This is a genomic window from Cytobacillus mangrovibacter, from assembly GCF_042865275.1.
In the GTDB taxonomy this organism is placed as follows: domain Bacteria; phylum Bacillota; class Bacilli; order Bacillales; family Cytobacillaceae; genus Cytobacillus; species Cytobacillus mangrovibacter.
The window spans coordinates 100,962-125,210 of sequence record NZ_JBIACJ010000006.1 but is presented as its reverse complement, the minus strand read 5'-3'; the positions used below and the strand labels follow the sequence as shown (position 1 = coordinate 125,210).

The 24,249-nt window shown below is 36.0% G+C and carries 24 protein-coding genes; 2 read left to right on the top strand and 22 right to left on the bottom strand.

What is annotated here, in order from left to right; genetic code table 11:
* Window positions 1–151: 151 nt before the first annotated feature.
* A complete protein-coding gene (locus ACFYKT_RS12595; protein ID WP_389219971.1) occupies window positions 152–1,129 on the bottom strand; it encodes a proline dehydrogenase family protein in 978 nt (325 codons plus the stop codon).
* Between the two features lie 247 nt (window positions 1,130–1,376).
* Between ACFYKT_RS12595 and ACFYKT_RS12590 the strand changes: the two genes are divergently transcribed.
* Window positions 1,377–1,871, top strand: a complete 495-nt coding sequence (locus tag ACFYKT_RS12590; protein WP_389219970.1) for a L,D-transpeptidase family protein — start codon at window positions 1,377–1,379, stop codon at window positions 1,869–1,871.
* Between the two features lie 113 nt (window positions 1,872–1,984).
* Window positions 1,985–2,632, top strand: coding sequence for a glucosaminidase domain-containing protein (locus ACFYKT_RS12585; protein ID WP_389219968.1), 648 nt, complete (start codon window positions 1,985–1,987; stop codon window positions 2,630–2,632).
* A 314-nt stretch (window positions 2,633–2,946) separates the two neighbouring features.
* Here ACFYKT_RS12585 and ACFYKT_RS12580 read toward each other — a convergent pair whose 3' ends face one another.
* The 21 genes from ACFYKT_RS12580 to ACFYKT_RS12480 all read right to left on the bottom strand — a co-directional run bounded on the left by ACFYKT_RS12580 (window position 2,947) and on the right by ACFYKT_RS12480 (window position 24,144).
* The gene (locus tag ACFYKT_RS12580; RefSeq protein ID WP_389219966.1) at window positions 2,947–3,120 is read right to left on the bottom strand and encodes a hypothetical protein; all 174 of its coding nucleotides are present in this window, start codon (window positions 3,118–3,120) and stop codon (window positions 2,947–2,949) included.
* A 90-nt stretch (window positions 3,121–3,210) separates the two neighbouring features.
* The gene (locus ACFYKT_RS12575; RefSeq protein WP_389219964.1) at window positions 3,211–3,453 is read right to left on the bottom strand and encodes a spore coat protein; all 243 of its coding nucleotides are present in this window, start codon (window positions 3,451–3,453) and stop codon (window positions 3,211–3,213) included.
* Window positions 3,454–3,611: 158 nt separating this feature from the next.
* Window positions 3,612–4,139, bottom strand: a complete 528-nt coding sequence (locus ACFYKT_RS12570; protein WP_389219962.1) for a YehS family protein — start codon at window positions 4,137–4,139, stop codon at window positions 3,612–3,614.
* 639 nt (window positions 4,140–4,778) lie between these two features.
* A complete protein-coding gene (locus ACFYKT_RS12565; RefSeq protein WP_389220336.1) occupies window positions 4,779–4,886 on the bottom strand; it encodes a cyclic lactone autoinducer peptide in 108 nt (35 codons plus the stop codon).
* Complete coding sequence (locus tag ACFYKT_RS12560; RefSeq protein ID WP_389219960.1) at window positions 4,879–5,532, bottom strand: accessory gene regulator B family protein; 654 nt, start codon at window positions 5,530–5,532, stop codon at window positions 4,879–4,881. The genes ACFYKT_RS12565 and ACFYKT_RS12560 overlap by 8 nt, the downstream gene beginning before the upstream one ends.
* Entirely contained in the window at window positions 5,501–6,511 is a 1,011-nt protein-coding gene (locus ACFYKT_RS12555; protein ID WP_389219958.1) for a sensor histidine kinase, read from the bottom strand. The genes ACFYKT_RS12560 and ACFYKT_RS12555 overlap by 32 nt, the downstream gene beginning before the upstream one ends.
* A 158-nt stretch (window positions 6,512–6,669) precedes the next feature.
* Window positions 6,670–7,284, bottom strand: a complete 615-nt coding sequence (locus ACFYKT_RS12550) for a hypothetical protein (RefSeq protein WP_389219956.1) — start codon at window positions 7,282–7,284, stop codon at window positions 6,670–6,672.
* A gap of 114 nt (window positions 7,285–7,398) precedes the next feature.
* A complete protein-coding gene (locus tag ACFYKT_RS12545) occupies window positions 7,399–8,745 on the bottom strand; it encodes a sensor histidine kinase (protein ID WP_389219954.1) in 1,347 nt (448 codons plus the stop codon).
* A complete protein-coding gene (locus tag ACFYKT_RS12540) occupies window positions 8,723–9,433 on the bottom strand; it encodes a response regulator transcription factor (RefSeq protein WP_389219952.1) in 711 nt (236 codons plus the stop codon). Before ACFYKT_RS12540 ends, ACFYKT_RS12545 begins: the two co-directional genes overlap by 23 nt.
* Window positions 9,434–9,876: 443 nt before the next feature.
* On the bottom strand, window positions 9,877–10,581 hold the full coding sequence (locus ACFYKT_RS12535; RefSeq protein WP_389219950.1) for a response regulator transcription factor: 705 nt from the start codon (window positions 10,579–10,581) through the stop codon (window positions 9,877–9,879).
* A gap of 72 nt (window positions 10,582–10,653) precedes the next feature.
* The gene (locus tag ACFYKT_RS12530) at window positions 10,654–11,535 is read right to left on the bottom strand and encodes a GNAT family N-acetyltransferase (protein WP_389219948.1); all 882 of its coding nucleotides are present in this window, start codon (window positions 11,533–11,535) and stop codon (window positions 10,654–10,656) included.
* A gap of 28 nt (window positions 11,536–11,563) precedes the next feature.
* Window positions 11,564–12,826, bottom strand: coding sequence for a GNAT family N-acetyltransferase (locus tag ACFYKT_RS12525; RefSeq protein ID WP_389219946.1), 1,263 nt, complete (start codon window positions 12,824–12,826; stop codon window positions 11,564–11,566).
* A 24-nt stretch (window positions 12,827–12,850) separates the two neighbouring features.
* Entirely contained in the window at window positions 12,851–13,822 is a 972-nt protein-coding gene (locus tag ACFYKT_RS12520; protein WP_389219944.1) for an ABC transporter ATP-binding protein, read from the bottom strand.
* Entirely contained in the window at window positions 13,819–14,826 is a 1,008-nt protein-coding gene (locus ACFYKT_RS12515) for an ABC transporter ATP-binding protein (RefSeq protein WP_389219942.1), read from the bottom strand. Before ACFYKT_RS12515 ends, ACFYKT_RS12520 begins: the two co-directional genes overlap by 4 nt.
* Window positions 14,827–14,846: 20 nt before the next feature.
* Window positions 14,847–15,776 (bottom strand): ABC transporter permease, encoded by a 930-nt coding sequence (locus ACFYKT_RS12510; protein ID WP_389219940.1) that lies wholly within the window; start codon window positions 15,774–15,776, stop codon window positions 14,847–14,849.
* On the bottom strand, window positions 15,776–16,705 hold the full coding sequence (locus ACFYKT_RS12505; RefSeq protein WP_389219938.1) for an ABC transporter permease: 930 nt from the start codon (window positions 16,703–16,705) through the stop codon (window positions 15,776–15,778). The genes ACFYKT_RS12510 and ACFYKT_RS12505 overlap by 1 nt, the downstream gene beginning before the upstream one ends.
* Before the next feature lie 88 nt (window positions 16,706–16,793).
* Window positions 16,794–18,494 carry a peptide ABC transporter substrate-binding protein gene (locus tag ACFYKT_RS12500; RefSeq protein WP_389219936.1) on the bottom strand — a complete coding sequence of 567 codons (1,701 nt, stop codon included), beginning with the start codon at window positions 18,492–18,494 and terminating at the stop codon, window positions 16,794–16,796.
* Window positions 18,495–18,532: 38 nt separating this feature from the next.
* Window positions 18,533–19,615 (bottom strand): M42 family metallopeptidase, encoded by a 1,083-nt coding sequence (locus tag ACFYKT_RS12495; protein WP_389219934.1) that lies wholly within the window; start codon window positions 19,613–19,615, stop codon window positions 18,533–18,535.
* Between the two features lie 503 nt (window positions 19,616–20,118).
* Window positions 20,119–20,730, bottom strand: a complete 612-nt coding sequence (locus ACFYKT_RS12490; protein ID WP_389219932.1) for a TetR/AcrR family transcriptional regulator — start codon at window positions 20,728–20,730, stop codon at window positions 20,119–20,121.
* A gap of 12 nt (window positions 20,731–20,742) precedes the next feature.
* On the bottom strand, window positions 20,743–21,351 hold the full coding sequence (locus tag ACFYKT_RS12485) for a TetR/AcrR family transcriptional regulator (RefSeq protein WP_389219930.1): 609 nt from the start codon (window positions 21,349–21,351) through the stop codon (window positions 20,743–20,745).
* Window positions 21,352–21,765: 414 nt separating this feature from the next.
* Complete coding sequence (locus tag ACFYKT_RS12480; RefSeq protein WP_389219928.1) at window positions 21,766–24,144, bottom strand: polyprenyl synthetase family protein; 2,379 nt, start codon at window positions 24,142–24,144, stop codon at window positions 21,766–21,768.
* Window positions 24,145–24,249 lie beyond the last annotated feature (105 nt).

The window sequence follows — 24,249 nt, the reverse complement described above, 5'->3', positions numbered from 1 at the left end:
TACTAATGAGAACCAAACAACATCATTTAATCTGTACTGGTTATTACTACGTACATAAAGGCAATGAATCAGACCGACCATTTATTTTTACATAGAAAAACCTCCCTTCAACTTCATAGGGAGGTTCATTCATTATCTAAATAAGTTATATTTATTTCTTTTTATTCTTTTTGGATAATCTTCCAATTAGAAATGCGCCGGCTGCCACACCAAGTACTGTGTTTGTCTTTTTGTTAAATACTTGCTTGGCAACAAGATTTAAATTTTGCGGTCTTTCAGCTAGTCGTCTCATGAAATATCCGTACCAGTCTTTTCCAAAAGGCACATACGTACAGAAATTATAGCCTTCACTTGCTAATTGCAGTTGAAGTTCCTTTCTGAAACCATAAAGCATTTGGAATTCGAACTTTTCATTCGGAATATTATTCTTTTTAACAAATTCTTTTACTTTGTTAATAATATGATGATCATGTGTCGCGATTGATGTGAATTTACCGTTTAATAAATGCCATTCGATTAACTTCATATAGTTCGCATCGATGTCTTTTTTATCTTGGAAAGCATATTCTTCCGGCTCTTTATAAGCACCTTTTACAATACGAAGTCGATAATTTTTATATTTTTCAATATCATCTTCTGCTCTGCGGAAGTAAGACTGAATTACTGTTCCTACATTATCATATTCCTTTGATAACTCGTCCAAAATATCGAAGGAAGGCTGAAGATGACCGTAGTCTTCCATATCAAAATTAACAAAAATACCGTAATTACTTGCTCTATCTACAATTTCTTTTAAATTATTCAGACAAAAATGGTAGTCAATATCTAATCCTAACTGAGTAGGCTTTAAGGAAATATGTGCATCTACTTGATTTTCATGGATCGCTTCAATGACATTGATAATTTGCTCTTTAGCTTCATTCGCCTCTTCTTCTTTAAAGACAAACTCCCCTAAATTATCAACCGTACAAGAAATGCCATGTGCATTTAGTTCTTTAATACTTTCGATCGTTTCTGCTATATTTGTTCCCGCTACGACATTTTGCGCACCCAATTTTAACCCGTACTTTTTTGCTGCATTATTAAGAAATTGATTTTGGGATAGGCCTATAAATAGATCTTTTAACATAGCGATTACTCCTCATTTTTATATTTTTAAAATAATTATAGCATACGGTTTCGACAAAAAACGATTTTGTGAATATTCTTATTATACGCGTTTTTTCTTCTATTACTTCTATGGCCAAACTTATCTCATTACTGTAATATTTGCATCTATCCCCAAAAATAATATCAGGAATTTAATGTTCAGCCTGCTTCCCATTAAGAAATACGTACATATGGTAATGTAAATGAATAATTTGGAGGTTTTTATTATGTACCAACATATCGTGAGACCTAATGAAACCCTTTGGTCGATTTCAGAGGATTTTCGAGTCCCTTATCAATCCCTTATACAAGCAAACCACATCATTAACCCCAATCTTATTAATGTAGGTCAACCAATTATTATTCCTGGACTTCCTAATCCTAATGAAATTCCTTATTCCATTCATATCTCAATCAATCATAAGACGTTAACTCTCATGCGTAATCAAACCATTATAAAGACTTATCCCATTGCAGTCGGCAGAATTCTTCATCAAACACCCTCAGGTGACTTTGTTGTCATAAATAAAGCACCCAATCCTGGCGGTCCTTTTGGAACAATGTGGATGTCTCTTTCCAAAAAGCATTATGGAATTCACGGGACAAACGATCCCTCATCAATTGGAAAAGCGGTGTCAAAAGGTTGTATACGTATGTACAACTCGAATGTTGAGGAATTGGCAGGAATTATTCCGATTGGAACAAGAGTATATATTCGCTAAACCCAGCAAAGAATCTTTGCTGGGACATCTTACTACTGTCCAATTCAGGAACTAAATGATTTCCGTACAAGCATAATCCATTATCGTTCATAAAATAGATAGAGGTGATCATAATGGATTTCATCGAACGTATTGCTCCGTTAGCTATTAAATATATGAATCAGGAAGGGATCCTTGCTTCTCTCACACTTGCTCAAGCGATTATTGAAAGTGATTTCGGACGGTCAGAACTGGCGGTTGAAGCCAATAATTTATTCGGAATGAAGGCGAATTCAACTTGGAAAGGAGCAATTTATAAAAAACGTACAACGGAAATAGTTAATGGAAGAACGATTGATATCGAATCTAATTTTTGCAAGTTTATTAGCCAGGAAGAGTGTATTAAATACAGAAGCACCGTTTTTCTTAAAACAGATCGGTATAAGCCGTTGTGGGGTGTGACTGACTATAGAGTCGCAGCTCAAACGATTTACGAATGCGGATATGCAACAGATCCAAAATACCCCAAAAAGTTAATTGATGTAATTGAAAAGTACAAGCTATATGAATATGATCAAAAAACGACCCATACACCAGAGAAGGAGGAATCTAACGCTATGCCGAAAGATGATATGAAGGGACATTGGGCTGAGAAGGAACTGAAGAAAGCAAAGGACAAAGGGATTCTTAAAGGACACCAGGATGGAAGCATGAGACCTGATGAACCAGTCACAAGAGCACAGATTGCTGTTATTCTTGATAGATTAGGGTTATTGGATTAATTGAATGGTTACAAATTCATGGAATTTTGCGGACTGTAGTTCCACTATTTCATAAAAAAGGATTTATTTCTTAGAAATCACGGACTCAGGTTCCGTTATTAATGTTCGATAGAGTAAATTTCATATGATTATAATCAATTAACGGAACTGCTGTCCGCTAACACTGAGGAAACAGTTAATATAATGTAAATAGCGGAAAGGGGGTCCGTTAATCCCTTCTTCTTAAAGTCAACAGGTAATATGAGCGCAAAAAATGCTCAGAGCCTTCATTCTCTGAGCATTTTTGTTTGTAAAATTGTATGCAATTTTCATATCTAGTCTTGATACTGAGATAATTGCTGCTGTGCAGAGTTAAGTGAATTGATTGCTTCTTGAATCTTGTTTTTATTATCTTGTTTCTCTGCAGAACTGAGTGCTTGCTGTAAGGTGTTTACAGTTGTTTGTACGGATGACATACTTTGATCAACATACTGTTTTGCTTTAGGCATATGTCCCCCTCCTTTTTTCGCATATTCAAAAGTAGTATCCGCACAAATTCAAAAAATATTTATATACAGCTTGTTAAAGCTAAACTACATTTAATAAAATGGGAAAAATGGTGGATAGAAGGGATAAGGTGCAGGATAACCGAATCCACCATAAAAAGGACTCAGTAAAGCACCTGTCGCTAGCCCTCCTACAAAGCCTCCTAAAAATGGACTGCCAAAACCAAAAGGTCTGCCAACCCCAAATCCTGGACGGAATCCTGGGCGACCAAAACCGAATCCCGGGCGGAATCCAATAGGTCTTCTTAATTCATTCAATTCATATCCAAATTGCATAAAAGCCCCTCCTTTTCTTTTTATATATCAAGCTATGCTAAATAAGTGGATTAGGATTGGGATATATGCCTAAGCAGTGCTATTCTTACATATATTTTATTTATCATTTTTACCCTCAAAAAAAACTCCTATATTCTAGGAGTTTTTTTCTGAAGAAGTTATTCCCTGTATTTTAGAGCCAAGCCTTTTAAGAAGTTCCGAGCGTAACGATCGCCACATTCTTTATAATTCTTATGTCCTTCTTTTCTTAAGATAGCACCTAATTCTCCTTTTGTTACAATAACTCCTGCTCTGTCTAAAATATCAAGCATGTCCTCACTTGTTAAAGCTAGCGCTATTTTTAACTTCTTAAGCAAGACATTATTCACATTTCCATTTTCCTTTAGAGTCATTACCGGCTTCTCTGGTTGCCCAGGTTTTGGCTCTTGTTTTCCCCGTTTAAAAACAATAAGCCCATTGAGAAATGACTCTAGCATGAAGTTAGTGCACATTATATTTTCTTCATCGTTATTGACATCGTCGCCAGCTTCATTGTCGTAACTTTCCTTTGATTTCGTGAGAAGCTTCAGTACTTCTTCTTTTGTTACTTCAACCCCACCAAGTTTAAATATCTCTACCATGTCTATATTTTTTATATCTAGCGCATATCTTAATCTAATCAATATATCATTATTATTCATATTCATTATTTCAACCCCTGCTGTTTGCTTACATTTCCTCTTCAATACCTTTTATTTTCCACTAATATGCGGCAGAATATTCGATCCCCCATATTTTTGGGACTATGTACTAATCAATAAAACTAGGTAATTTAATTTTGAGTTTGAATTTTAAAAGAACATATAGTGTTAGGAGCATTGGAACTTGTACAAACATGAAGCTAGATAGAATACGCTTTAAAGGCATTGTAAGCAATTCCTCATAGCTGACAGGGAAAATATGTACATAAGTTAACGAAAATACTACCTCAAATAGCCCTAAGAAAACAAATGAGGTTAGTGTGATTATTAAAGTCTTCAGTAGAGAATAACGGAAAATAACCATTAACATTATAAAGAAGCTCAAAAATGTTAAAAATGGTTTATACGAATTCTCTATTAGAGTGTTTGCTACAAATATGATTGCTCCCTGGGTGAACGCAAAAATGATGCATGCTTTTAAATTATCTTTAACAGAGATTCCAAAAACCGCCAATGAAACCCCAATTAAAATAAAGCTCTCGGGAACATTCATTAAAAAATAACTATACCATGCCAAAGTATTTCTCTCCTTCATACGTTCGTTTACTGATATCTAGGATGTTAGAGTAAGAGAGTTGACCATACTTACTTTTTTGTTTTTGGTAGTTCGGGTTGATAGAATATTAATGTAGATGCTGAACTAATTCCTGCTTTAGCAACGAGAACAATGATAGCAACTGCAACACTAGACATGACTCGAACAATTTTTTTCATAAGTCAAATCCCTCTCTCTATCTAATAATAGTTCAATCTTCCTAACGATACAATATGTAAACGGCAGAATCGTGCAGACCTGAATGATATATCCCACTATGGATGCTAGGACAAATTCAGGAGAAATTTCGAATGCTATGAAACTCATCAGAAGTAGACCCCAAAGTATAGTGGCGACCATTCCCAAGTTACGCAGCTTTTTAGAGTACTTATTGTTTGCATCTTTATAAAAGTGATTAGATGGTGCAAATAAATAGATAGAAATGATACCAAATAGGATAGAAAATAATAGTAATATTAGCTGAATATCTTTACTAACATAAGCTACCATATTAAAAACAATTTCAGATGCCCCGATCATGATGATGATCCCTGCCACCAAACAGCGTAGATAAGTAGAATAATGATGACCACCTGTCATTGACCGAAAAACAGCAAAAGTCAAAAAGATTGACAGCAGTATGTTCGTTACATGTAATATAGAGGATATTGCTAATAGAATAAGAATCTTTAAAGAGCCACCAATAATTACTTCAAGACCATACCGAACATATTCTGCTTCTTCCATTTTACCAGCATATCCACAGAGCTTATTAGCTAATTTTCTGCTTATTTGGGTAATCATCAGTATCTCCTTTAGGAAATGTTATATAAGAGACAATCAATTGGTTTTCATTCTTTATGAGAAATGATCCACCATAACGATTTGCCACCTCTTGTATAATGGATAATCCAAACCCTCTACTTTTGTCTGTAGCCTTTGTTGACATTCCTGGCTTAAATAACTTTTCATCCAGTTTACTATTCACACTTGCATTTTTAACGATTAATTGAAGTTCTTGATCTGTTTCAGTCATCTCAAAGGCAATCAATCTTTTGCCAACAGGCAGCTCCATCGCCGCATCATAAGCATTGTCTAAAAGATTACTAATCAATCGAATCAGATCAGTTGAAGATATAAGTCTCGTAATTTGCTCACTTTTAATATTGGACCGAAAAGAAATTTCCCCTTTTTGAAACTTTTCCATCTTAGAATAAAGCATAGAAGCCAAAACAGGATTATGAACCAATAATGCTTGATTATTAATTTTCACTTCACCTATTATTTCGTTAATATAACTCTCAGCACCCGAAAAATTGTTAATTTTGATCAACCCAGAAATGACAGTTAAGTGATTGTTTAGGTCATGCCGATCTGAGCGCACCGAGGCAACGAATGAACGAAACTGTTCTTCATGTGTCGTTTCAGTAAGCTGAATTTTCTGCCTTTCAGCATGAATATATACCCTAGCTAGGAAGAAGAGAGATCCTACATTTGTGAGAAATAGCAATATCAGATGGATAGGAATACCAAATAGTTCAATCTGATCATGGAATACAACAAGGGATACAATCAGAAAAAAGTTAAAGACAATCTGAAATAAAATTAGGATAACTAATATCAACATTTGCATTATGTCAATTCCCCAAACAGGGTTGGATAAGTATCCACACCCTTCATTCGATTCACTAAATACTAAGTTGATTATAGCAAATTTCTTTGCATTTACGACTAAATTCGAGGATAATCTTGAATTTATTCGTTTTCCCTTTAAATTCGCCAAATTTAATACTTCATTAATCAGGGTAATAAATGATCTCCAGTTTTTGAAAAAGGGTAAAATATAATTAAAATTTTCAAGAGGGAAATCCCAGAAAAAAAAGGAAGCCAGAGCTTGCTAAAACTCTGGCTTCCTTAACAATTCTTGATATTCTTTATTTCCTAATCATCCAAACCATCATCTTCTATATCTATCTCAAGACTGACCACTTGTAACTGATCATTCAAAGTAATCTCAGTTGGCAGCCCTTCTAACGCACCTTTATAACCATCTGTATCTATTCGAAAGTTTGATGCTTTCACAAAGGTTTCTTCTGTTCCATTATAATTAACCGTTACATCTTGATCAGTAATTTTGACAATCACGCCATTGGCATCAATCGTTTTTTCTGTTTCAATATGATAAGCAGACTCACCATTTGCGTGGATATCCACAAGAACACCTTTTTTTAGAGGCTGAAATAAATCCTCAATTTTTGTATTTTGATCTATGATAAAGGTTTTAGAGCCTTGAAGAGGAACTTCTACTGTTATTTGGTTCTTAGACACTTCACTAATCTTTCCTTCTGAACCTGTGAATGGTGAAGTTGATCCACTTGCGGTATGAACAGTAGGAGTTGTCGTATTGGCGCTGGTAGTCGTTCCAGCAGTAGCCGTCTGGTAGGTTTCATACCCTCTCGTTCTGTCATCGTATTCATCAAGGACGAACGCTAAAATAGCTCCCCCAATCAGTAATAAAATACCCGTTGCTATCGCTGCTTTTTTCCCTATTTTCATATAAAACCCTCCATTTATTTTCTATACTCCTAATGTACCAATAGAAAATAAGAGAGCCATGGGATGTTTCTAAGAATTTTATAAGAGATCATTAAACATTTACTTATAATTTGGTTACTTGCCTTTAAGTGAGACCGTAACAGTTGTTCCTTTCTCATTTTCACTCTCTATCGAAATGGAGCCACCACTTTGATTGATGAGTAAATAAGCAATTGAAAGGCCTAATCCACTGCCGCCTGTTGTACGTGTTCTAGCTTTATCCACCCGGTAAAATCGCTCAAATAATTTTGGAATTTCTTCCTTAGGAATCCCAATTCCTTGATCAATAATTTGGATGACAGGCCCATATTCATCTTGGGAAATTTTCAAAGTAATGTCTTTCTCACTATATTTCAAAGCATTATCAAGTAAAATTATTAAAATCTGTACGAGCTTCTCTTTATTTGCCAGTCCAAAAATAGCTTCAGAATCATGGATTACATGAATAATCCGCTTTTTCGCTGCTTCTAGACGTTTTGCCGTTTGTTTGCATATATCTGTTATATTCATTCTTTCTAGCTTAAAGGACTGCTGATCAGCGGAAGCCAAATCTAAGAGCTGTTCAACCATATGCTTTAAGCGCTTGGATTCATCTTGAATGGCATCTATTCCTTCATTAAGTAGCTTAGGGTCATCCTTTCCCCATCGTTTTAACAATGATGCATAGCTTTCAATAACCGTAAGTGGTGTTTTCAATTCATGTGAGGCATCACTAATGAATTGTTCTTGCTTCCGAAACATTACCTCTAAATAATCAATCATCCGATTAAAGTTGGCAGCAAGCTGATAAATTTCATCACCGTTCTTTTGTCGAAGCTGTATCTTTTCAAGTCTCCCATCTTTTTGAATATTATCCATCGTTTCTCCGATAACAGATATTGGGCTTGAAAATATTTTAGATGTTTTTTTTCCAAAGAATATAGCCATTACAATCAAAAGGACAGATACACCAATCAAAATGGTTAGCAAAATTTCTAAATCTTCCATCCGGTCATCCATGTTTTTTGAAAGCTCGATCGTTCCAATGAAATTCTTATCTTTGTATATCGGTGCAGTGAAAACTGCGACCATTTCATCATCTAACTGAACCATCTCAGTACGATTCATTTGCGAATCACTAATTGGAAGCTCCATTATCGCATCCTCATCAGCAGCACGGAACACAATAGAATGATCCTTATCTAGAATTCGAATCATCCCATCATCAGGGACAAAGGATTGAAATAAAGGTCTCATGGAGGGTGAGAATAAATCATTTACATCTTTCGTTTCTAACAACCTTTCTCCTATCTCTTCAAGATTATCCATCTCACGATTTTCCGTTAATTTCATATAAGAAAAGTAGATGATCGTATTGGCGATTAATAAAGTGAGTAGGGACCAGCTTATTAAAAGCCAACTAAGCTTTGCTTTGATGCTCATTTTTTAACCCTTTAATCATAAATCCTACTCCACGAACCGTATGAATGAGAGAATGGGAAAACCCATTGTCTACCTTCTTCCGGAGGTAGCCGATATATACATCTACTACATTTGTTTCCCCTGCGTAATCAAATCCCCACACTTCATTAAGCAATTGATCTCTTGTTAGCACTTGATTGGGATGATCCATCATAAATACAAGTAAATCAAACTCTCGTTTCGTTAATTCTATTTGTACTCCCGCTCTAACAACAACCCTCGCACTATCATCCACTTCTAAATCATCAATCGTTCGAACCGTATTTGCATTTTGTATTTGAAAAGATGAAGCTCTTATGGCTGATCTCACTCTTGCCAGAAGCTCCTCCATTTCAAAAGGCTTCGTTATATAGTCATTCGCTCCATGATCAAGACCATTCACCTTATCGAATATTGAATTACGTGCTGTTACTAAAATAATGGGCGTTTTTGCATCTTCCAGGCGAATTCGTCTTAATACTTCCATTCCATTTATTTCTGGAATCATCACATCCAATAGGATCAAATCCCATTTTGCTTCTTTTGCTCGTTTAAGCGCTTCTTTTCCATTATCAACCGCTTCCACTTCATATCCTTCATGAGTCAGTTCTAAGGAAATTACTCGAGCAATTCTTATTTCATCCTCGACAATTAATATCTTCTTTTTCATGGGCCATTCACCTCAGGTTTTCCTGTTCTCTATCACTTACTATACAGCCTTTTTATGATATATTATTAATAATTTATTAATAAAACTCTAAGAGTCACGATTTTCTATCACTCTTATACCATAAGCCAGGATTTGATTTTGTAAAAGTTTTTGTAGAATAAAAAACACATCTAATCGACCGCTAAAACTTGCACTTATTGCTATACTTCATACAAACTCTGATGAAAAGAAGACTTATGAAGATAGTATTTTCTTAGAGGAACTAAATGGGGGAATTGCCGCAATAGCACAAATAATGGGAACCTTGGTTTTATTATTGAAAAATCAGATGTTGATTCCATTATGATTACAACAAGTGATTTATTTAGTGAAAAGTTAAAAATAAGCTTTTAAATAAACCATAGAGATTTTTAGGTACTAACCAAAATCTCTATGGTATTATCCTATTCATTTTCATTTACATGGAAGCAGTAGCCAAAACTCCAAATCGTTTTTAAAAACTCCGGATTCGATGGGAATTCCTCAATTTTCTCCCTCAGTCTACGGACATGTACAGCAAGAGTCCTAAAATCATTTCCCTCATGCATTCCCCAAATTTCATCCAAAAGAATATCCTTTGAAATCGGTTCATTTATCCTTTGCATAAATTGCTTCATCAGTTTGCATTCAATCTCTGTTAAATAAATTAATTTTCCATTTTTATAAACACGTCTTTTCTTTGACTCCAGAATAAATGGGCCTGCACTTATTTGATCAGATATCTGCAACTTTTTCCTTTTTGATGCTCGCTTCAAAACAGAATGGATCCTTACTAATAATTCTAGTGGATTAAATGGTTTAATAATGAAATCATCCGCACCCATTTCCAAAGCTGTGACTATATCTAAATTATGCCCCCAACTCGATACAATGATTAAAGGAAGTGTCGGGTATCTTGCTTTTAATTGTGCACACAGCTTAAAGCCATCTGCTCCCGGAAGCTTTAATTCTAGCACCACAAGTGAAGGGTTTGCCTCTTTAATCATATTTATTACCAGATTTCCCTGTTGTACTTCCATCACATCAAAATTTGATTGCTTTAGATTATATACAATTGAATTTTGATATTTCCCTCTATTTTCAATGACCAATAATTTATTATCACTCATCTGATAAACCCCTTATTTATAGTCCACTTCCGAACCTTTTCACAACTAATCTATTAATATTAAGGAATTTTTCTACATTTTCTTAATCATATAAACTTGTTCAGTCATTGATTTAAAGCCAATCTTCTTTAAAATAGAATGGGTCAATGCACTTTTTGAGACTGGAATATTGGGAACGACACGATTAATATCATTAGTAAACGAGCAAAATACCTCATTAATTAAATACCTTGTTATTTGCTCGGCGTCCTTATGCCCTGGTTCTGGCTCACTTTGATATAAGATGGTATTTATATGCTTTCCTTCCGCATTAAATATTCTCCTGAAGAAGGCATATCCAACCGGCTCGTCACCAGCATTTTTTACAATTATCGCCTCTCCGTCCCTTGCACTTTGCCATTGTGTCTGCCAAGGATTCATTCCTTTATAGAATGGAATCACTCCTATTTGCTGTGGAACGGCTCTTTCTACTTTGTAATTATCTAATGAAACCGTAAAGTATTCATTGTCTAGATGCCCATTCAACCCTAAATATTCTAAGTTATCAATTATTTCAAAACCCATTTTTTCATATAGCGAAATGGCTTTAACATTATCACTAATCGCCTCTAATGAAGCATAATCAACCTTTTCATTACTAAGAATGGATAAGGTTTCTTCCATTAACATTTTTCCGATCCCTTTTTTTCTTAATTCTGATGCAACCCCAGTGCCTCCATTCCAAGCCAATTTCTTGCCGTTTAACTCACGGATTCCATTTTTAACGATGCCTATTGGTTTTTTGTCCATGAATGCGACAATGGAAAGGTTGGGTGACAACCCTTCATTTACTAGTCTAGTTACAAATTTATCTGCTGTCGTCGTTGCATCAAAATAGTATCCTTCGAAGCCTGTATTCCAAGCCTCTACTCCTTCTTCAATCGTACAATCTTTTAACCTCTTTATTTCGATCATCGCTTCTCCCCCTGTTTTCTTCATTAACTCAAAATGTGGCAGTGCAAATAGGTTTTTGTGAATGAGAGAATAATTGTTTAATAACAGCTAAACCCTCCATTTTATTTATCTTTAAGCACCCATACTGGTATAATTTATTAACATCAACGGCTCCCATAGCAAGAGAGGATAAATCTGAAATATCAAGCTCTGCTTCAATATCTGTACTATTTAACTCATACTCTTCAATTGAAAGCTTTCCCTTTGCAAAGGTAAGAAGCCACTTTTGTGGTTCATCTGAATGGAAAGTATCCTTCACAATTATCCCCACCTGATTATTAGTCTCGGATAAATGATCAGTAGGAAGTTGTAAAAGGAAACTTGGAACATCAATCAATTTATACATTAAACCAATTCCTGCTGTCTTCGTTTCATGATAAACACTAGGAATTAAATGATTGCTGCCATTTCTCGAATCATTGATCAAATACTCGATATCATCATCTTGCGTGTTCAAAATAATTCGGTTCACTTGGTCAGCCTGTGTGTGTAAAAAATAACACAACTGTGCAAGTGCCTCTGGTGTTTCATAAACTAGCTCTTTAATAATCATATTATTGATTAAAAAATTATCATTGTTTACATTTTTAAAAATAAAGACAAGATATCCTCTCAATTTCCCATTCCCCATAAATCCAACTAGTTTGTGATCAGGATTTCTGAATACAACTTCCAGGTCATGATCTGTCTTTAAAATCATGCCATGTGTGGAATGAACATATCGGTTTGCACAGCTCTTCATCAATTCTTTATGGGATGAATCTAAATAGATTAATCCTTCTTTAGTTGCTGCCTTTGGAAAACTAGCCGGTTCAATTTGATATTGGTTCACCTTTGTCCCATAACCAAAGCCCATTTTTTTATAAAAATCGGGTCTGAACGGGTATAACATGACGATTGAGTTGCCTTTTTCTTTAAAGTAGGAAATGAAATAATCGATTAGGTCCTTCGCAGCCTTTTCCTTTTTATGAAGCAAATCTACTGCAACGAGCCCTACCCCACCTGCTTCGATTAGTTTTCCATATACATTCATCGTAAATTGATGAATTCTCATGCCGCCAATTAACTTTCCACCGCGGAATAGCCCAAAAAAGTCTATAGACTCGATATTCCCTTGAATGGATTCTAAATTATTCTTAAATCGTTCCTTAAATTCTAGGGTATTCTTCATTGTTCCAGGATAGGCATTTACTGCAATCTCCACAAAAGCAGGAATCTCATGTTTTTCTAGTTTCCTAATATAGCTCTCCATTCGTATTCTCTCCTCTATAATTCTTTATGTAGTATAAAGATGACAAGCAGTAAAATGCCCTGCTTTAACCTCCTGCCATTGAGGAGCTTCCAGCTCACATTTTTTCATTGCATGTCTGCATCTAGTTCTGAACACACATCCACTTGGAGGATTAATGGGACTTGGTACCTCACCTTCCAATATAATCCTCTTTCTTCTTTTCATCGGATTAGGAATTGGAACCGAAGACAAAAGAGCCTGAGTATACGGATGCAAAGGTTCTCTATACAAACTTTCACTATCCGCTAACTCAGCCATATTCCCCAAATACATAACTAGGATACGATCAGATATATATTTAACCATTGATAAATCGTGAGCAATAAATAAATACGTTAAATCAAATTCATCTTGTAATTCTTTTAACAGATTCACAACCTGCGCTTGAATTGATACATCAAGTGCTGAGATTGGTTCATCACAGACAATAAACTTTGGATTTAGAGCTAATGCACGAGCAATTCCTATGCGCTGTCTTTGTCCACCACTAAATTCATGAGGAAAACGGCTAATATGATCTGGCTTTAACCCTACAATGCGCAGTAATTCTTCAATACGCTCTCTTCTTGCCTTTCCTTTGATTTTCGTTTGTAGATCAATGGGTTCTCCAATGATATCTTCCACTTTCATCCTTGGATTTAAGGACGAATAGGGGTCTTGGAAAATAATTTGCATATCCTTCTTTAGTTTATTTAAGGCATTTCCTTTTAAGCTATATATATCTTCACCACTAAAAAGCACCTTACCTTCTGTCGCTTCATGCAAGCGAATTATTGTCTTTCCAATCGTAGATTTTCCACAGCCGCTTTCACCAACTAAGCCAATGGTTTCCCCCTCATAAATATCAAGACTAACATTATCAACTGCTTTTATCACTTTGCCTGACACATTGTAAAATTTCTTTAGATTTTTTATCTGAATAAGTGGGTTTGTCTTCTTATTTGCCGTCTCTATCATAGTTTTTCCCCTCGCGATGCTGCCGCTTGTGCCAGCGGATGATTGAGCCAACAAGCTGACTCCTGAGATAAATTAATTTTTGCAAGTTTAGGTGAGAACTCTTTGCATACCTTCATGGCAGATTCACATCTTGGATAAAAGGAACATCCCTTAGGAGGATCTAATAAATCAGGAGGACTTCCAATAATGGAGGATAATTTGCTTCCTCGATCCATATCTAAACGTGGCACGGATTGCATTAACCCCTTTGTATATGGATGTGTAGGCTGACTAAAAATATCCTCAACCCGTCCCGATTCAACAACCTCACCCGCATACATTACAACAACACGATCACATACTTCAGCTACCACACCTAGGTCATGCGTGATTAAAATAATTGATGTGTTTAGTTTCCTTTGCAACTGTTTCATTAAGGCTAGTATCTGTGCTTGAATTGTTACATCTAATGCAGTTGTCGGTTCATCAGCAATCAATAGCTCCGGTTCACAAGCGAGTGCCATCGCAATCATAACTCTTTGCCTCATTCCACCGGAAAACTCATGTGGGTAATGATTTAGCCGGCTCTTGGCATGGGGGATGCCTACTTGCTCTAATAATTCAATAGCTTGAATGATTGCTACAGTCCTCGAAACCTTTTTATGTTTAATAATTCCTTCTGCAAGTTGATCACCAATTTTACTCGTAGGATTTAATGAAGACATTGGGTCTTGGAATATCATACTAATTCTGTTCCCTCGTAGCTTCTTCATTTCCCTTTCTGAAAATTCAAGGAGATTTTGATTATTGAAAAATACATTGCCGGCCTTATATTCTGCACTATTACCCGGTAACAATTTCATAATGGACTTTGCGGTCACGCTTTTCCCACACCCTGACTCACCAACAATTGCAACTGCCTCCCCCTTATTCACGGAAAAGTTCACCCCTCTGACCGCCTTTACTTCTCCAGCTTGTGTGTGGAAGGATACTTGAAGATTCTCTACTTGTAATAAACTTTGCATAAAATCACCTCTATTCTTGGTTATTTCTTTAGCTTTGGATCAAGTGCATCTCGCAACCCATCACCTATTACATTAAAAGCGAACATCGTAAGAGAAATTAATAAAGCTGGGATAGCAAGCTGATAAAAGTTTCCTATTAATATACTTGACAAAGCATCACTTGCCATCGTTCCCCAGCTCGCTTCTGGGGCAGGTATCCCTAAACCGAGAAAGCTTAAAGTTGCTTCTGCAAAAATAGCTGTTGGGACTGTTAAAGTAAGATTAACCAGGATCGGCCCCATCGTATTTGGTACCAGATGCTTTCTTAAAGTCCACACTGTCTTCGCACCCATAGCGTGAGCCGCTTGTACGTATTCCATTTCCTTTAGCTGTAAGACTTGCCCGCGAACTAATCTTGCCATTGGAATCCAGCCCGTTATTGTCATCGAAATAATAATTGGCCACATCCCTCTTTCCAAGACAATCATCATTAAGATCACCATTAATAAATAGGGAATAGCATAAAGAATTTCCGCAATCCTCATCATCGCATTATCTACTTTTCCGCCTCGAATCGCCGATAGTCCCCCGTAAATAATCCCAATGATAAAATCGATTGTAGCTGCCATTAATCCGATGAAAAGGGAGATTCTTGCTCCATACCAGGCGCGTGTAAATAAATCTCTCCCAGATGCATCAGTACCAAACCAATGTTCCGAATTTGGCCTTAAATTTTTTTTCGCAAAATCCTGCTCATAATAAGAATAGCCATTCAAATATGGTCCAATTATAGCCATGAGAATAAGTAAGATAATCATGACTAATCCAACCATTGCCAGTTTGTTCTCCTTTAAACGATTCCAGGTATCTTTCCAAAAAGAAACACTTGGCTTTGCTATTTTCTCAGCATCCTTATAATTATCTACAGCAGGGGTAAATAATTCACTCGTTAAATTTATCTTTTCTTCCATTATTTGCTCTCCCCTGTTATTTTAATTCTCGGATCAATCCAAGTATAAGCAATATCGACAATTAGAATTAATAAGATTAATATTGCGCTATAAAAAATAGTCGCTCCTAATATAACTGGATAATCACGATTGAAGATCCCCTTAACAAACAATTCACCTATTCCAGGAATCCCAAAAATACTTTCTACAATAAAGCTGCCTGTTATTAAATTGGCTGCCAAAATTCCCAAAACTGTCACAACAGGTAATATTGCATTTCTTATTCCATACTTAACGAGAATAAACCCTCGATCTAACCCTTTAGCTTTGGCTGTTACCATGAAATCTTGGCTTAGAACCTCCAGCATACTTGATCGCATTAACCTAGCAATAAATGCCATCGGCAGCATTGCTAATGAAATAGTAGGCATAACGGTATGCTTCCAGCTCTGCCAAGTCGCAACCGGAAATATGCCCCACTCCACTGCTAAAAAGTTAATTAAAAAAGAAGCTAGAATGAAGCTTGGTACAGAAATACCAATAATCGCTAGTACCATTGATAGGTAATCCTGCCACTTATTTCTGTTCAGTGCTGCTATCACACCAAGTATTAGTCCCATAGCGATTGCAAATATTAATGCTTGGGCACCAAGATGGAATGAAACAGGAAACCCCTTTTCAATATAATCATTTACTGTTAATGTAGTAGACTTTAATGAAGGGCCAAAATCAAATAGAATAACCTGTTTAAGATATAGGGCATATTGGACAAGTAATGGCTCATCTAAATTGTAATGGCTTTTAAGATTTTGGTAGACAGCCTCTGGCATTGTCCCCTCTCTTGCAAAAGGGTCGCCAGGGATCGAATGCATTATAATAAAGGTTATTGTTACAATGGACCATAAGGTTAATATGGACCAGAATAACCGCTTTAGGATAAATCTGCGCATGTGTATCCCTTCTTTCGTAGCAAACTTCTCTGTTCCTAGTAGGAATCAGGTATGTCGGCATTCGGCATACCGATTCCTTGCTGTTCTATTATTTCTTAATATCCGCATACTTAAATTGCGGATATCGGTTTATCGGTGCATAAATACTAGATATAAAATGTTTATAAGCATGAGGTTTTGAATAATAATAGATCGGGATAATCGGCATTTCATCCATTAATATTTGCTCAGCTTGATGCATCGCATCCATTCTAGTTCCTTTATCCATTGTAGATTTTGCCGTTTGAATCAATTTGTCATACTCTTTATTTCCCCAATTCACATCATTATACGGCCCATCCGTTACCCATATATCCATAAAGGTCATTGGATCCACGTAGTCACCAATCCAGCCGCCACGGCTTATTTGGAAATCACCAGCTTGCTCACGGTCAAGCTTCACCTGAAATTCAGCATTTTCTAAGACCATTTCTTCGATTCCAAGATTCTTCCGCCACATTTCCTGAATTGCCTCTGCAATCGCCTTATGTGTTTCCGAAGTATTATAAAGGAAGCTAAACTTTGGCATTTTGTCTAATCCCTCTTCAGCTAACCCTTCCTCCAATAGCTTTTTTGCTTTCTCTACACTCTCTTCAAACAATTGTTCCGCATTCTCTCTAAAATCTCCAGATTCATCTGGCATTCCAGGAGGAATTACACCATAAGCAGGGATTTGTCCACCTTGTGATACATGATCTACAATCGCTTGTCTGTCAATAGCCATACTTAATGCACGACGAACTTTTACATTCCCAAATGGTTTCACACCGGTATTTAAGTTATAATAATAGGTTGCTAGATCTGATGCATTGTGGAATTCGGGATCTTCCTTATCAATGAGCATCCCAGTTACTTCTGCCGGCAGATTTACAATTAAATCCATTTCATCTGATTGATACATTTGCCATGCCGTATTTTGGTCTTCAATGATATATAGCAGAACTTCATCTAGATTAATTTTATCTTTATCATAATAGCTCTCATTTTTGACAAGCTTTACACTTTCTTTATGTTTCCATTCAGATAATGTGAATGCACCATTTGATACAAAAGTATCTGCTTCTTTATACCAATCCGAGTTTTGCTCTTGAACTTTTTTATTGATTGGATAATAAGTATAATGAGATGTCAAATCTAAGAAATATGGAGTAGGTTTTGCTAGTTTTACCTCCAGTGTCTTTTCATCTAATGCCTTAACACCAACCTTGTCTCTATACGGCTTAAGTACCTCTTCTGGTATTTGCCTATTTTCCTTATTTGAACTAACGGAATTAAACTCTTCTCCACCTTCTAGATAGTAAAGCTGATAAGCATATTGTGAAGCAGTATTTGGATTCAACGCATATTTCCATGCATATTCAAAGTCTTCTGCTGTAACTGGATCTCCATTCGACCACTTCATTCCATCTCTTAAATGGAAGGTCCAAGTTAATCCATCCTCACTCACTTCTGGTAATTCTGCCATACCAGGAATAATCTTTCCGTCAGGTGATTTTGTAGTTAAACCTTCAAAAGTATGTTCTAAAATCCAAGAGTCATGACTTCCTTGTGCTGTTCCGGGATGTAATGAACCAGGCTCAGAACTATTATTTGTACGAAGGATTTTTGGTCCGTTATCTTCTGAACTCTCCATCTCTTCTTGACCCTCATCCTTTTTCTTCTGGACTTGTTCTGTTGAATTAAAACAGCCTGTTAAGATTAATATTAGTGAGAGCAGTACTGCCAGCATGGCACTTATATTTTTTTTCATTTCTGTTAACCCCCAATATTTTCTAATTTTTTTTAGTTTCATACCTTGTCTATTAGTTCATTAACCGTAAATCTATTAAGTTTCTTGATTACTTCAACAAACAACTGAACTGCACTTTCAAAGTCATCTTCATGAATAATGGAGGCATGACTATGAATATATCTGGTGGGTATGATAATCGCAAGTGATGGAACACCAGCCCCATGTAAATGAGTACTGCCAGCATCTGTTCCTCCACCAGTTAATACCTCAAACTGGAATGGAATATTCAACTCTTCTGCGATCTTTACTACAAATTCACGCAGTCCTCTATGCGGAATCATTGTCAAGTCATATAAAACAATTTGTGGACCGCTTCCTAATTTCCCTCTTGCTTCGTCCTCTCGAATGCCAGGAGTATCACCAGCTATTCCAACATCAATTGCAAACGAAATATCCGGTTGTATTACATTCGCAGCTGTCTTTGCTCCTCGGATTCCAACTTCTTCTTGAACAGAGGCAACTCCATAAACAATATTTTCATGATTCTCTTGCTGCAAACGCTTAAGCACCTCGATTACAATGGCACATCCAAGCCTGTTATCCCAAGCTTTTGCCATTAAAAGCTTCGAATTTCTCATAACAGTGAATGGACAATTAGGAACAATTGAATCACCAGGCTTAACCCCAAATTCCATTGCTTCTTCTTTTGATTGCGCTCCAATATCTATAAACATATCCTTAATATCAACTACTTTTTTTCTTTCTTCTGCCGTTAAAATATGCGGAGGCTTTGAGCCCGTAACTCCAGTAATTTCACCTTTATTTGTAATGACGTTAACACGCTGTGAAAGAATTACCTGAGACCACCAGCCTCCAAGCGGTACAAATTTCAAAAATCCCTGTTTAGTAATATCTGTAACCATGAACCCAACCTCATCTAAATGGGCTGTAACCATAATCTTTGGTCCGTTTGACTTTCCCGTCTTTACTGCAATAAGGCTTCCTAATTGATCAGATAGAATCGAATCACAATAGGGCTTAATATATTTTTCCATTACCCCTCTTGCATTTCTTTCATCTCCTACTACACCTGGTGCTTCTGTTAGCTCCTTAAACATTTCGTGTACTTGATTACTCATTTTCCCCCTTCTTTCTGCTATGTAATTTTATATAAATACCATGACTTTAACTAAGTTAGGTAGTTATAACTAAATAAAACTGACTGGTTGGTTTAGTTAAACCCAAAAATATAAATGACCTCTACAGTCACTAATGTATGTATGAATGAATGCATTATTATTTATATATATAATAAACTGACTGGTCCGTCTATTTCAAGTAAAAATTTAATCTTTTTTTAATTTTTCAAATAATTTTATGTGACTTCCTCCCTAAAATGTCCTGTTCAAACCATCTAAGTATGGGTTTAGATTCAAAAAACAACTGGAATATTATTTAACCATTCGTCTAAAAATCTGTTAATTGAGGAACAGAAATACCTAATATATTCATGAAAATATCCTTTAATATTTTGTTACTTTTCATTTTTTCGTATGTGTAATTAATATTAATATCATTCCCATCCATTCTTATGCCAAAAGTGGCTCTTTAACAGGGAAAAAAGCAGCTGGATTGCCTCCAGCTACTTCTTTATGCTGTGAATAAATGATAATTTCTGTTCATTAATAACATCTTTAAATGGAATGTCTGGAAATAACAGTTTTTGAAGGTATAACCCATCAATAAATGATAAAAATATCTCTGCATATATTTCTGTATTTATTTCCTTTTTTATTTCTCCAGCTTGTATCCCTTCCACTAAAACCTGAATAACAATTTCTAGATTTGCCTTTTTATACATGCCATCTAGTATTTTCATTAGATCAGCATTTCTTGAAGATGATAGCTGAAATTCCAATTGTACGATTGTGGATTCATTTAAATTTAATGAAGATGGATTTTCTTCTAAATAAAAGTCAAACAATGAATGGATCTTATCAAATGAAGAATTCAACCTCTTTAATTGTTCAATGATTTGATCAAATGATTCTTTAGTGATTAAATTAAAAAGTTCTACATAGATATCTTCCTTTTTCTTAAAATAATTGTAAATTGCACCTTTGCTAACACCTGAATAGCGAACAATGTCATCAATGGTTGCAACCTCATATCCTTTCTTTGCAAAGCATGTAAGTGCACCGATCAATATTTGTCTTTTTTTCTTTCGTTTATGTTCCTCGGAAACAATTGGCATAATTCCCTCCAGCTAGTTCTTTAACTTTTCTATATAGGCCTCTTTCATTTCCCTTAAGACATCATAATATGGAAAACCCTTATATACGACTTGTAAGTTGATCCCATCAATAATTGTCCAAAATAAATGCGAATAAGTATCGGCTTGAATATTTTTATTAAATTCACCGGAAGCTTGTCCTTCTTTAATCGCTTCACTTATCAAATGAATAAAGAAATTTCGTCTTTTTGTTAACAGCTCTAACAGTTTTTTCTCTCTTGTACAGTGCAATGTAAACTCATAGAAAACAACTGTGAAGCCTAAACGCTTCTGATTGTTTAAGTCTATATTTAGGTAAAGATCAAATAAGTAATTGATCTTACTAAGAGCGGTGCGTAATACAGAGAATTTATTCGTTATCACATCAATATCATTTTTTGTAGCTGTATGAAGAACCTCTAAATATATTTCATCTTTACTACTAAAATAATTATAAATGGTTCCTTTGCTAAAACCAGAATGTACGACAATATCATCAATGGTTGCTGTTTCAAATCCCTTTTCTGCAAAACAAATAAGGGCGCTATTAATTATGTTTCGTTTTTTTTCCTCTTTGTATTTCTCTGATACACTTGGTGGCATAGTTACCTCCATTTCTGAAAAACTTATTTTCCCTAGAGATTTATATAATTTTATTTACAGGAAACTGACTAATAAGTCTAGTATAACAACTCTAAAAATAGTCTACAAGGTTTGAAATTTTTTGGGTTTATTTAAAATATAAAATGACTATTTAGCCTGATAATCCAGACAATGAAGCCCCCAATAATATATTGAGGGCTAAAGAAGTCTTTGAAATTCGCAAACGTGATTTTCACATTCTAATCCTAATACCCACTGTGGCAACTCCTTTTTCTAACTCCTCACGAGTTGCCAGTACAGCACTCAATTTAATACTATCATTTGCTTAGATATTGTGGAGAGCTTCTTGCTCAATTTCTGCCCCCGCTGTCTTACTTAAAGTATCTTTTATACTTAAAAAAATGAATATACTCCCTAGCGCTCCCTATGCACAATATAATCCATTAAATGCTTCAAAAATGGAATATTACGCGGCAGCTTTTGTAGTGCTTCTAGTGCAATGCAGTAGTGCTCCCACATGGCTTTTTGGGCATTTTCAGTGCCTAGGATGGAGACAAAGGTTGAATTGTTGTTGGAAGCGTCTTTGCCAATGGGTTTCCCTAGTAAATGAAGGTCTCCATCCACATCTAGCAGGTCATCCTTTATTTGAAATGCTATCCCGGCATGGCGAGCATATTTTTTTAATGCTTCAATTTCCGACTCTTCTGCATGTGCTAGAATCGCAGGCATAATCAGGGCAGCTTCGAAGGCAATTCCTGTTTTATAAAAGCACATCGTATTCAGCTGTTCCAAGGTCATTTGTTTTCCCTTTGAATTCAAGTCCATCGCCTGCCCCTTACACATATCCTCAGTCCGTTTTGCTGAATATCGAATAAGGCTTAGTACCGCACTTGAATCAAATTGATCAAGTGATGCTTGTTCCAGTGTAGCCCTCTGAGTTAGAAATAGAGCCGTTAATTCTGCTATCGCACTATTATATACCTCATGAAGAGTTGGACGTCCCCTCCGAATAGACGCATTATCCTGTGATGGCAAATCATCAAAGATTAAAGAGGCGGTATGCATATATTCCAAAGATTTCAGAAGCGGTTCCATTGCAGAGGGATCCAATCCATACTCGTTCACACCCATCACCCAAGTCATAATGGGACGGAGCCGCTTTCCATCCCCTTCTAAGCTATAGTTGGCAGCATCAACAATCGTATCCTTCATTAAAGGATTTTTCTCGTTATGAGGAATATATAGCACATGATTAATTTGCGTACGTACTTTATCAACCGTATTTAAGAAGTCTTCTTTCTCCATCTGATCATTTTTCAGATTGGTGATGATATGATCCCGAAGCAGCTTATCAAAGAAATCCACATCATCTGCTTTTTGGACCATTTTCTGAATCAACCGATTAAATTCGGGATCGCCTGAGGCAAATAACTCCATAACTTGATTGTATTTTTTCGTTCCCATTCGTTCTTTGAATCGCTTTAAGCCATTTATCGCCCGATCAAGTATGACTTCACGGGACTTTTTATCCGAATGATATACACGATGGATCAAATTGGAAATAACTGTCCAGTATAATTCATAAGGATTAATCAGATCCAGGCGTGTATCATGATATTTCATATAATACGTATACGGTGTTACCGCACCATCCTCCATATCATCGAACATATCCGCAAAATCATCTGCGAGCTGGTTGTAAATGCCATAGTAAAATGTCCGATTGTCAATTTCCTCATCCTCGGCAGCATTGATCAAAGAACGAACAATCAAACGTGAGGAAGATGATTTTAAAATCACCGGAATATAAAGCTCTTCATTTGTGTAGCTCCCATTGGAGAGATCCTTCACACGGTCTACTTCCTGCGAGTGATAAAAGACAAAGGCTTGCTCGAAAAATAGTTGCCTTTTCTCCTGCCGTTGGCGACTTTTAATATAATCAAATGCCCCTTTTAACTCCCTATAAATATATCGAATGAGTTCTTTGTTCTTTCCTTGCCAATCATCCATTCCAGGCACGTCCCCAGTGATCAGAGCAGTACGTATCCATTCGGTATATTGTTTCTCCTCTTGTTCGGATAGAATCTTCGCATCTAGTAAATCATCAATGAAGGGATAGGTTAGTCCATAGGAATAGCCGAGCCTAATCGCATGATCGAGTCTTCGTACACGTTCTTTAGGTGAAATATTCCCATCCATCTCTTCAATCTCTGTCATTAATACCCCAGCAATAATTTTGATGATTTTTCTCTGAGCGTGCGTGGCATCCATTCCCTCAGGAATATTTTCAGAAACCATTTTTAACTTGTTCATCACCCAGATGACAGTCAATTCGATCCCTTCCTGCTGTGCTTTTCGGTATAGGCTCATCATGCTAAAAGGCTCATCCTTTTTATGAGAAGAATCAGTAAGCTGCCTTTTTAGATTGCTAACAACATGCAGTATTCTAGCTTGTGTATCAGATGAGCGAAGTGATTTACCCAAATCCCTCATAAAAATATAGGAAATGCTGCGGTCTAAATAATTGTCTAATTTACCTGTATGATCAAGCCATTGAATGTAATTTTTAAACCCATGAGAATTAGATTTCCCCTTTGTCCGAGAAAAAAGGGACAGCCACGGATGATGAATGTGAATATGTTTCCAGGCTTGTATATCCTTTGTTATAGTTGGCTCGTATGTCTTATGCTTAACCTGTTCATGAAGTTTCTTAAAGTAATGTGCCGCATTCTGCTCAGCTCTTCGGTAGCAAGTCTTTGCATTTTCATGTAACTCTTTATTCATACGATCCATTCCCTCTGTTCAATGATTTCTTAATATATGTATCCAGCACCATTCAAATAACTAGTAATACTCCAAAAATAACATCTTTCTGAACAGATAGCTAAAATTACATAT

What these genes read in the sequence shown, in the direction of transcription:
- ACFYKT_RS12545 (WP_389219954.1), bottom strand. Translation starts at nt 8,745, where the DNA reads ATGAGCATCAAAGCAAAGCTTAGTTGGCTTTTAATAAGCTGGTCCCTA.
- ACFYKT_RS12580 (WP_389219966.1), bottom strand. Translation starts at nt 3,120, where the DNA reads ATGCCTAAAGCAAAACAGTATGTTGATCAAAGTATGTCATCCGTACAA.
- ACFYKT_RS12530 (WP_389219948.1), bottom strand. Translation starts at nt 11,535, where the DNA reads ATGATCGAAATAAAGAGGTTAAAAGATTGTACGATTGAAGAAGGAGTA.
- ACFYKT_RS12565 (WP_389220336.1), bottom strand. Translation starts at nt 4,886, where the DNA reads ATGTCTAGTGTTGCAGTTGCTATCATTGTTCTCGTTGCTAAAGCAGGA.
- ACFYKT_RS12480 (WP_389219928.1), bottom strand. Translation starts at nt 24,144, where the DNA reads ATGGATCGTATGAATAAAGAGTTACATGAAAATGCAAAGACTTGCTAC.
- ACFYKT_RS12575 (WP_389219964.1), bottom strand. Translation starts at nt 3,453, where the DNA reads ATGCAATTTGGATATGAATTGAATGAATTAAGAAGACCTATTGGATTC.
- ACFYKT_RS12560 (WP_389219960.1), bottom strand. Translation starts at nt 5,532, where the DNA reads ATGATTACCCAAATAAGCAGAAAATTAGCTAATAAGCTCTGTGGATAT.
- ACFYKT_RS12515 (WP_389219942.1), bottom strand. Translation starts at nt 14,826, where the DNA reads ATGCAAAGTTTATTACAAGTAGAGAATCTTCAAGTATCCTTCCACACA.
- ACFYKT_RS12495 (WP_389219934.1), bottom strand. Translation starts at nt 19,615, where the DNA reads ATGAGTAATCAAGTACACGAAATGTTTAAGGAGCTAACAGAAGCACCA.
- ACFYKT_RS12550 (WP_389219956.1), bottom strand. Translation starts at nt 7,284, where the DNA reads ATGAAAATAGGGAAAAAAGCAGCGATAGCAACGGGTATTTTATTACTG.
- ACFYKT_RS12525 (WP_389219946.1), bottom strand. Translation starts at nt 12,826, where the DNA reads ATGGAGAGCTATATTAGGAAACTAGAAAAACATGAGATTCCTGCTTTT.
- ACFYKT_RS12490 (WP_389219932.1), bottom strand. Translation starts at nt 20,730, where the DNA reads ATGCCAATTGTTTCCGAGGAACATAAACGAAAGAAAAAAAGACAAATA.
- ACFYKT_RS12540 (WP_389219952.1), bottom strand. Translation starts at nt 9,433, where the DNA reads ATGAAAAAGAAGATATTAATTGTCGAGGATGAAATAAGAATTGCTCGA.
- ACFYKT_RS12520 (WP_389219944.1), bottom strand. Translation starts at nt 13,822, where the DNA reads ATGATAGAGACGGCAAATAAGAAGACAAACCCACTTATTCAGATAAAA.
- ACFYKT_RS12595 (WP_389219971.1), bottom strand. Translation starts at nt 1,129, where the DNA reads ATGTTAAAAGATCTATTTATAGGCCTATCCCAAAATCAATTTCTTAAT.
- ACFYKT_RS12590 (WP_389219970.1), top strand. Translation starts at nt 1,377, where the DNA reads ATGTACCAACATATCGTGAGACCTAATGAAACCCTTTGGTCGATTTCA.
- ACFYKT_RS12585 (WP_389219968.1), top strand. Translation starts at nt 1,985, where the DNA reads ATGGATTTCATCGAACGTATTGCTCCGTTAGCTATTAAATATATGAAT.
- ACFYKT_RS12485 (WP_389219930.1), bottom strand. Translation starts at nt 21,351, where the DNA reads ATGCCACCAAGTGTATCAGAGAAATACAAAGAGGAAAAAAAACGAAAC.
- ACFYKT_RS12570 (WP_389219962.1), bottom strand. Translation starts at nt 4,139, where the DNA reads ATGAATATGAATAATAATGATATATTGATTAGATTAAGATATGCGCTA.
- ACFYKT_RS12505 (WP_389219938.1), bottom strand. Translation starts at nt 16,705, where the DNA reads ATGCGCAGATTTATCCTAAAGCGGTTATTCTGGTCCATATTAACCTTA.
- ACFYKT_RS12535 (WP_389219950.1), bottom strand. Translation starts at nt 10,581, where the DNA reads ATGAGTGATAATAAATTATTGGTCATTGAAAATAGAGGGAAATATCAA.
- ACFYKT_RS12500 (WP_389219936.1), bottom strand. Translation starts at nt 18,494, where the DNA reads ATGAAAAAAAATATAAGTGCCATGCTGGCAGTACTGCTCTCACTAATA.
- ACFYKT_RS12510 (WP_389219940.1), bottom strand. Translation starts at nt 15,776, where the DNA reads ATGGAAGAAAAGATAAATTTAACGAGTGAATTATTTACCCCTGCTGTA.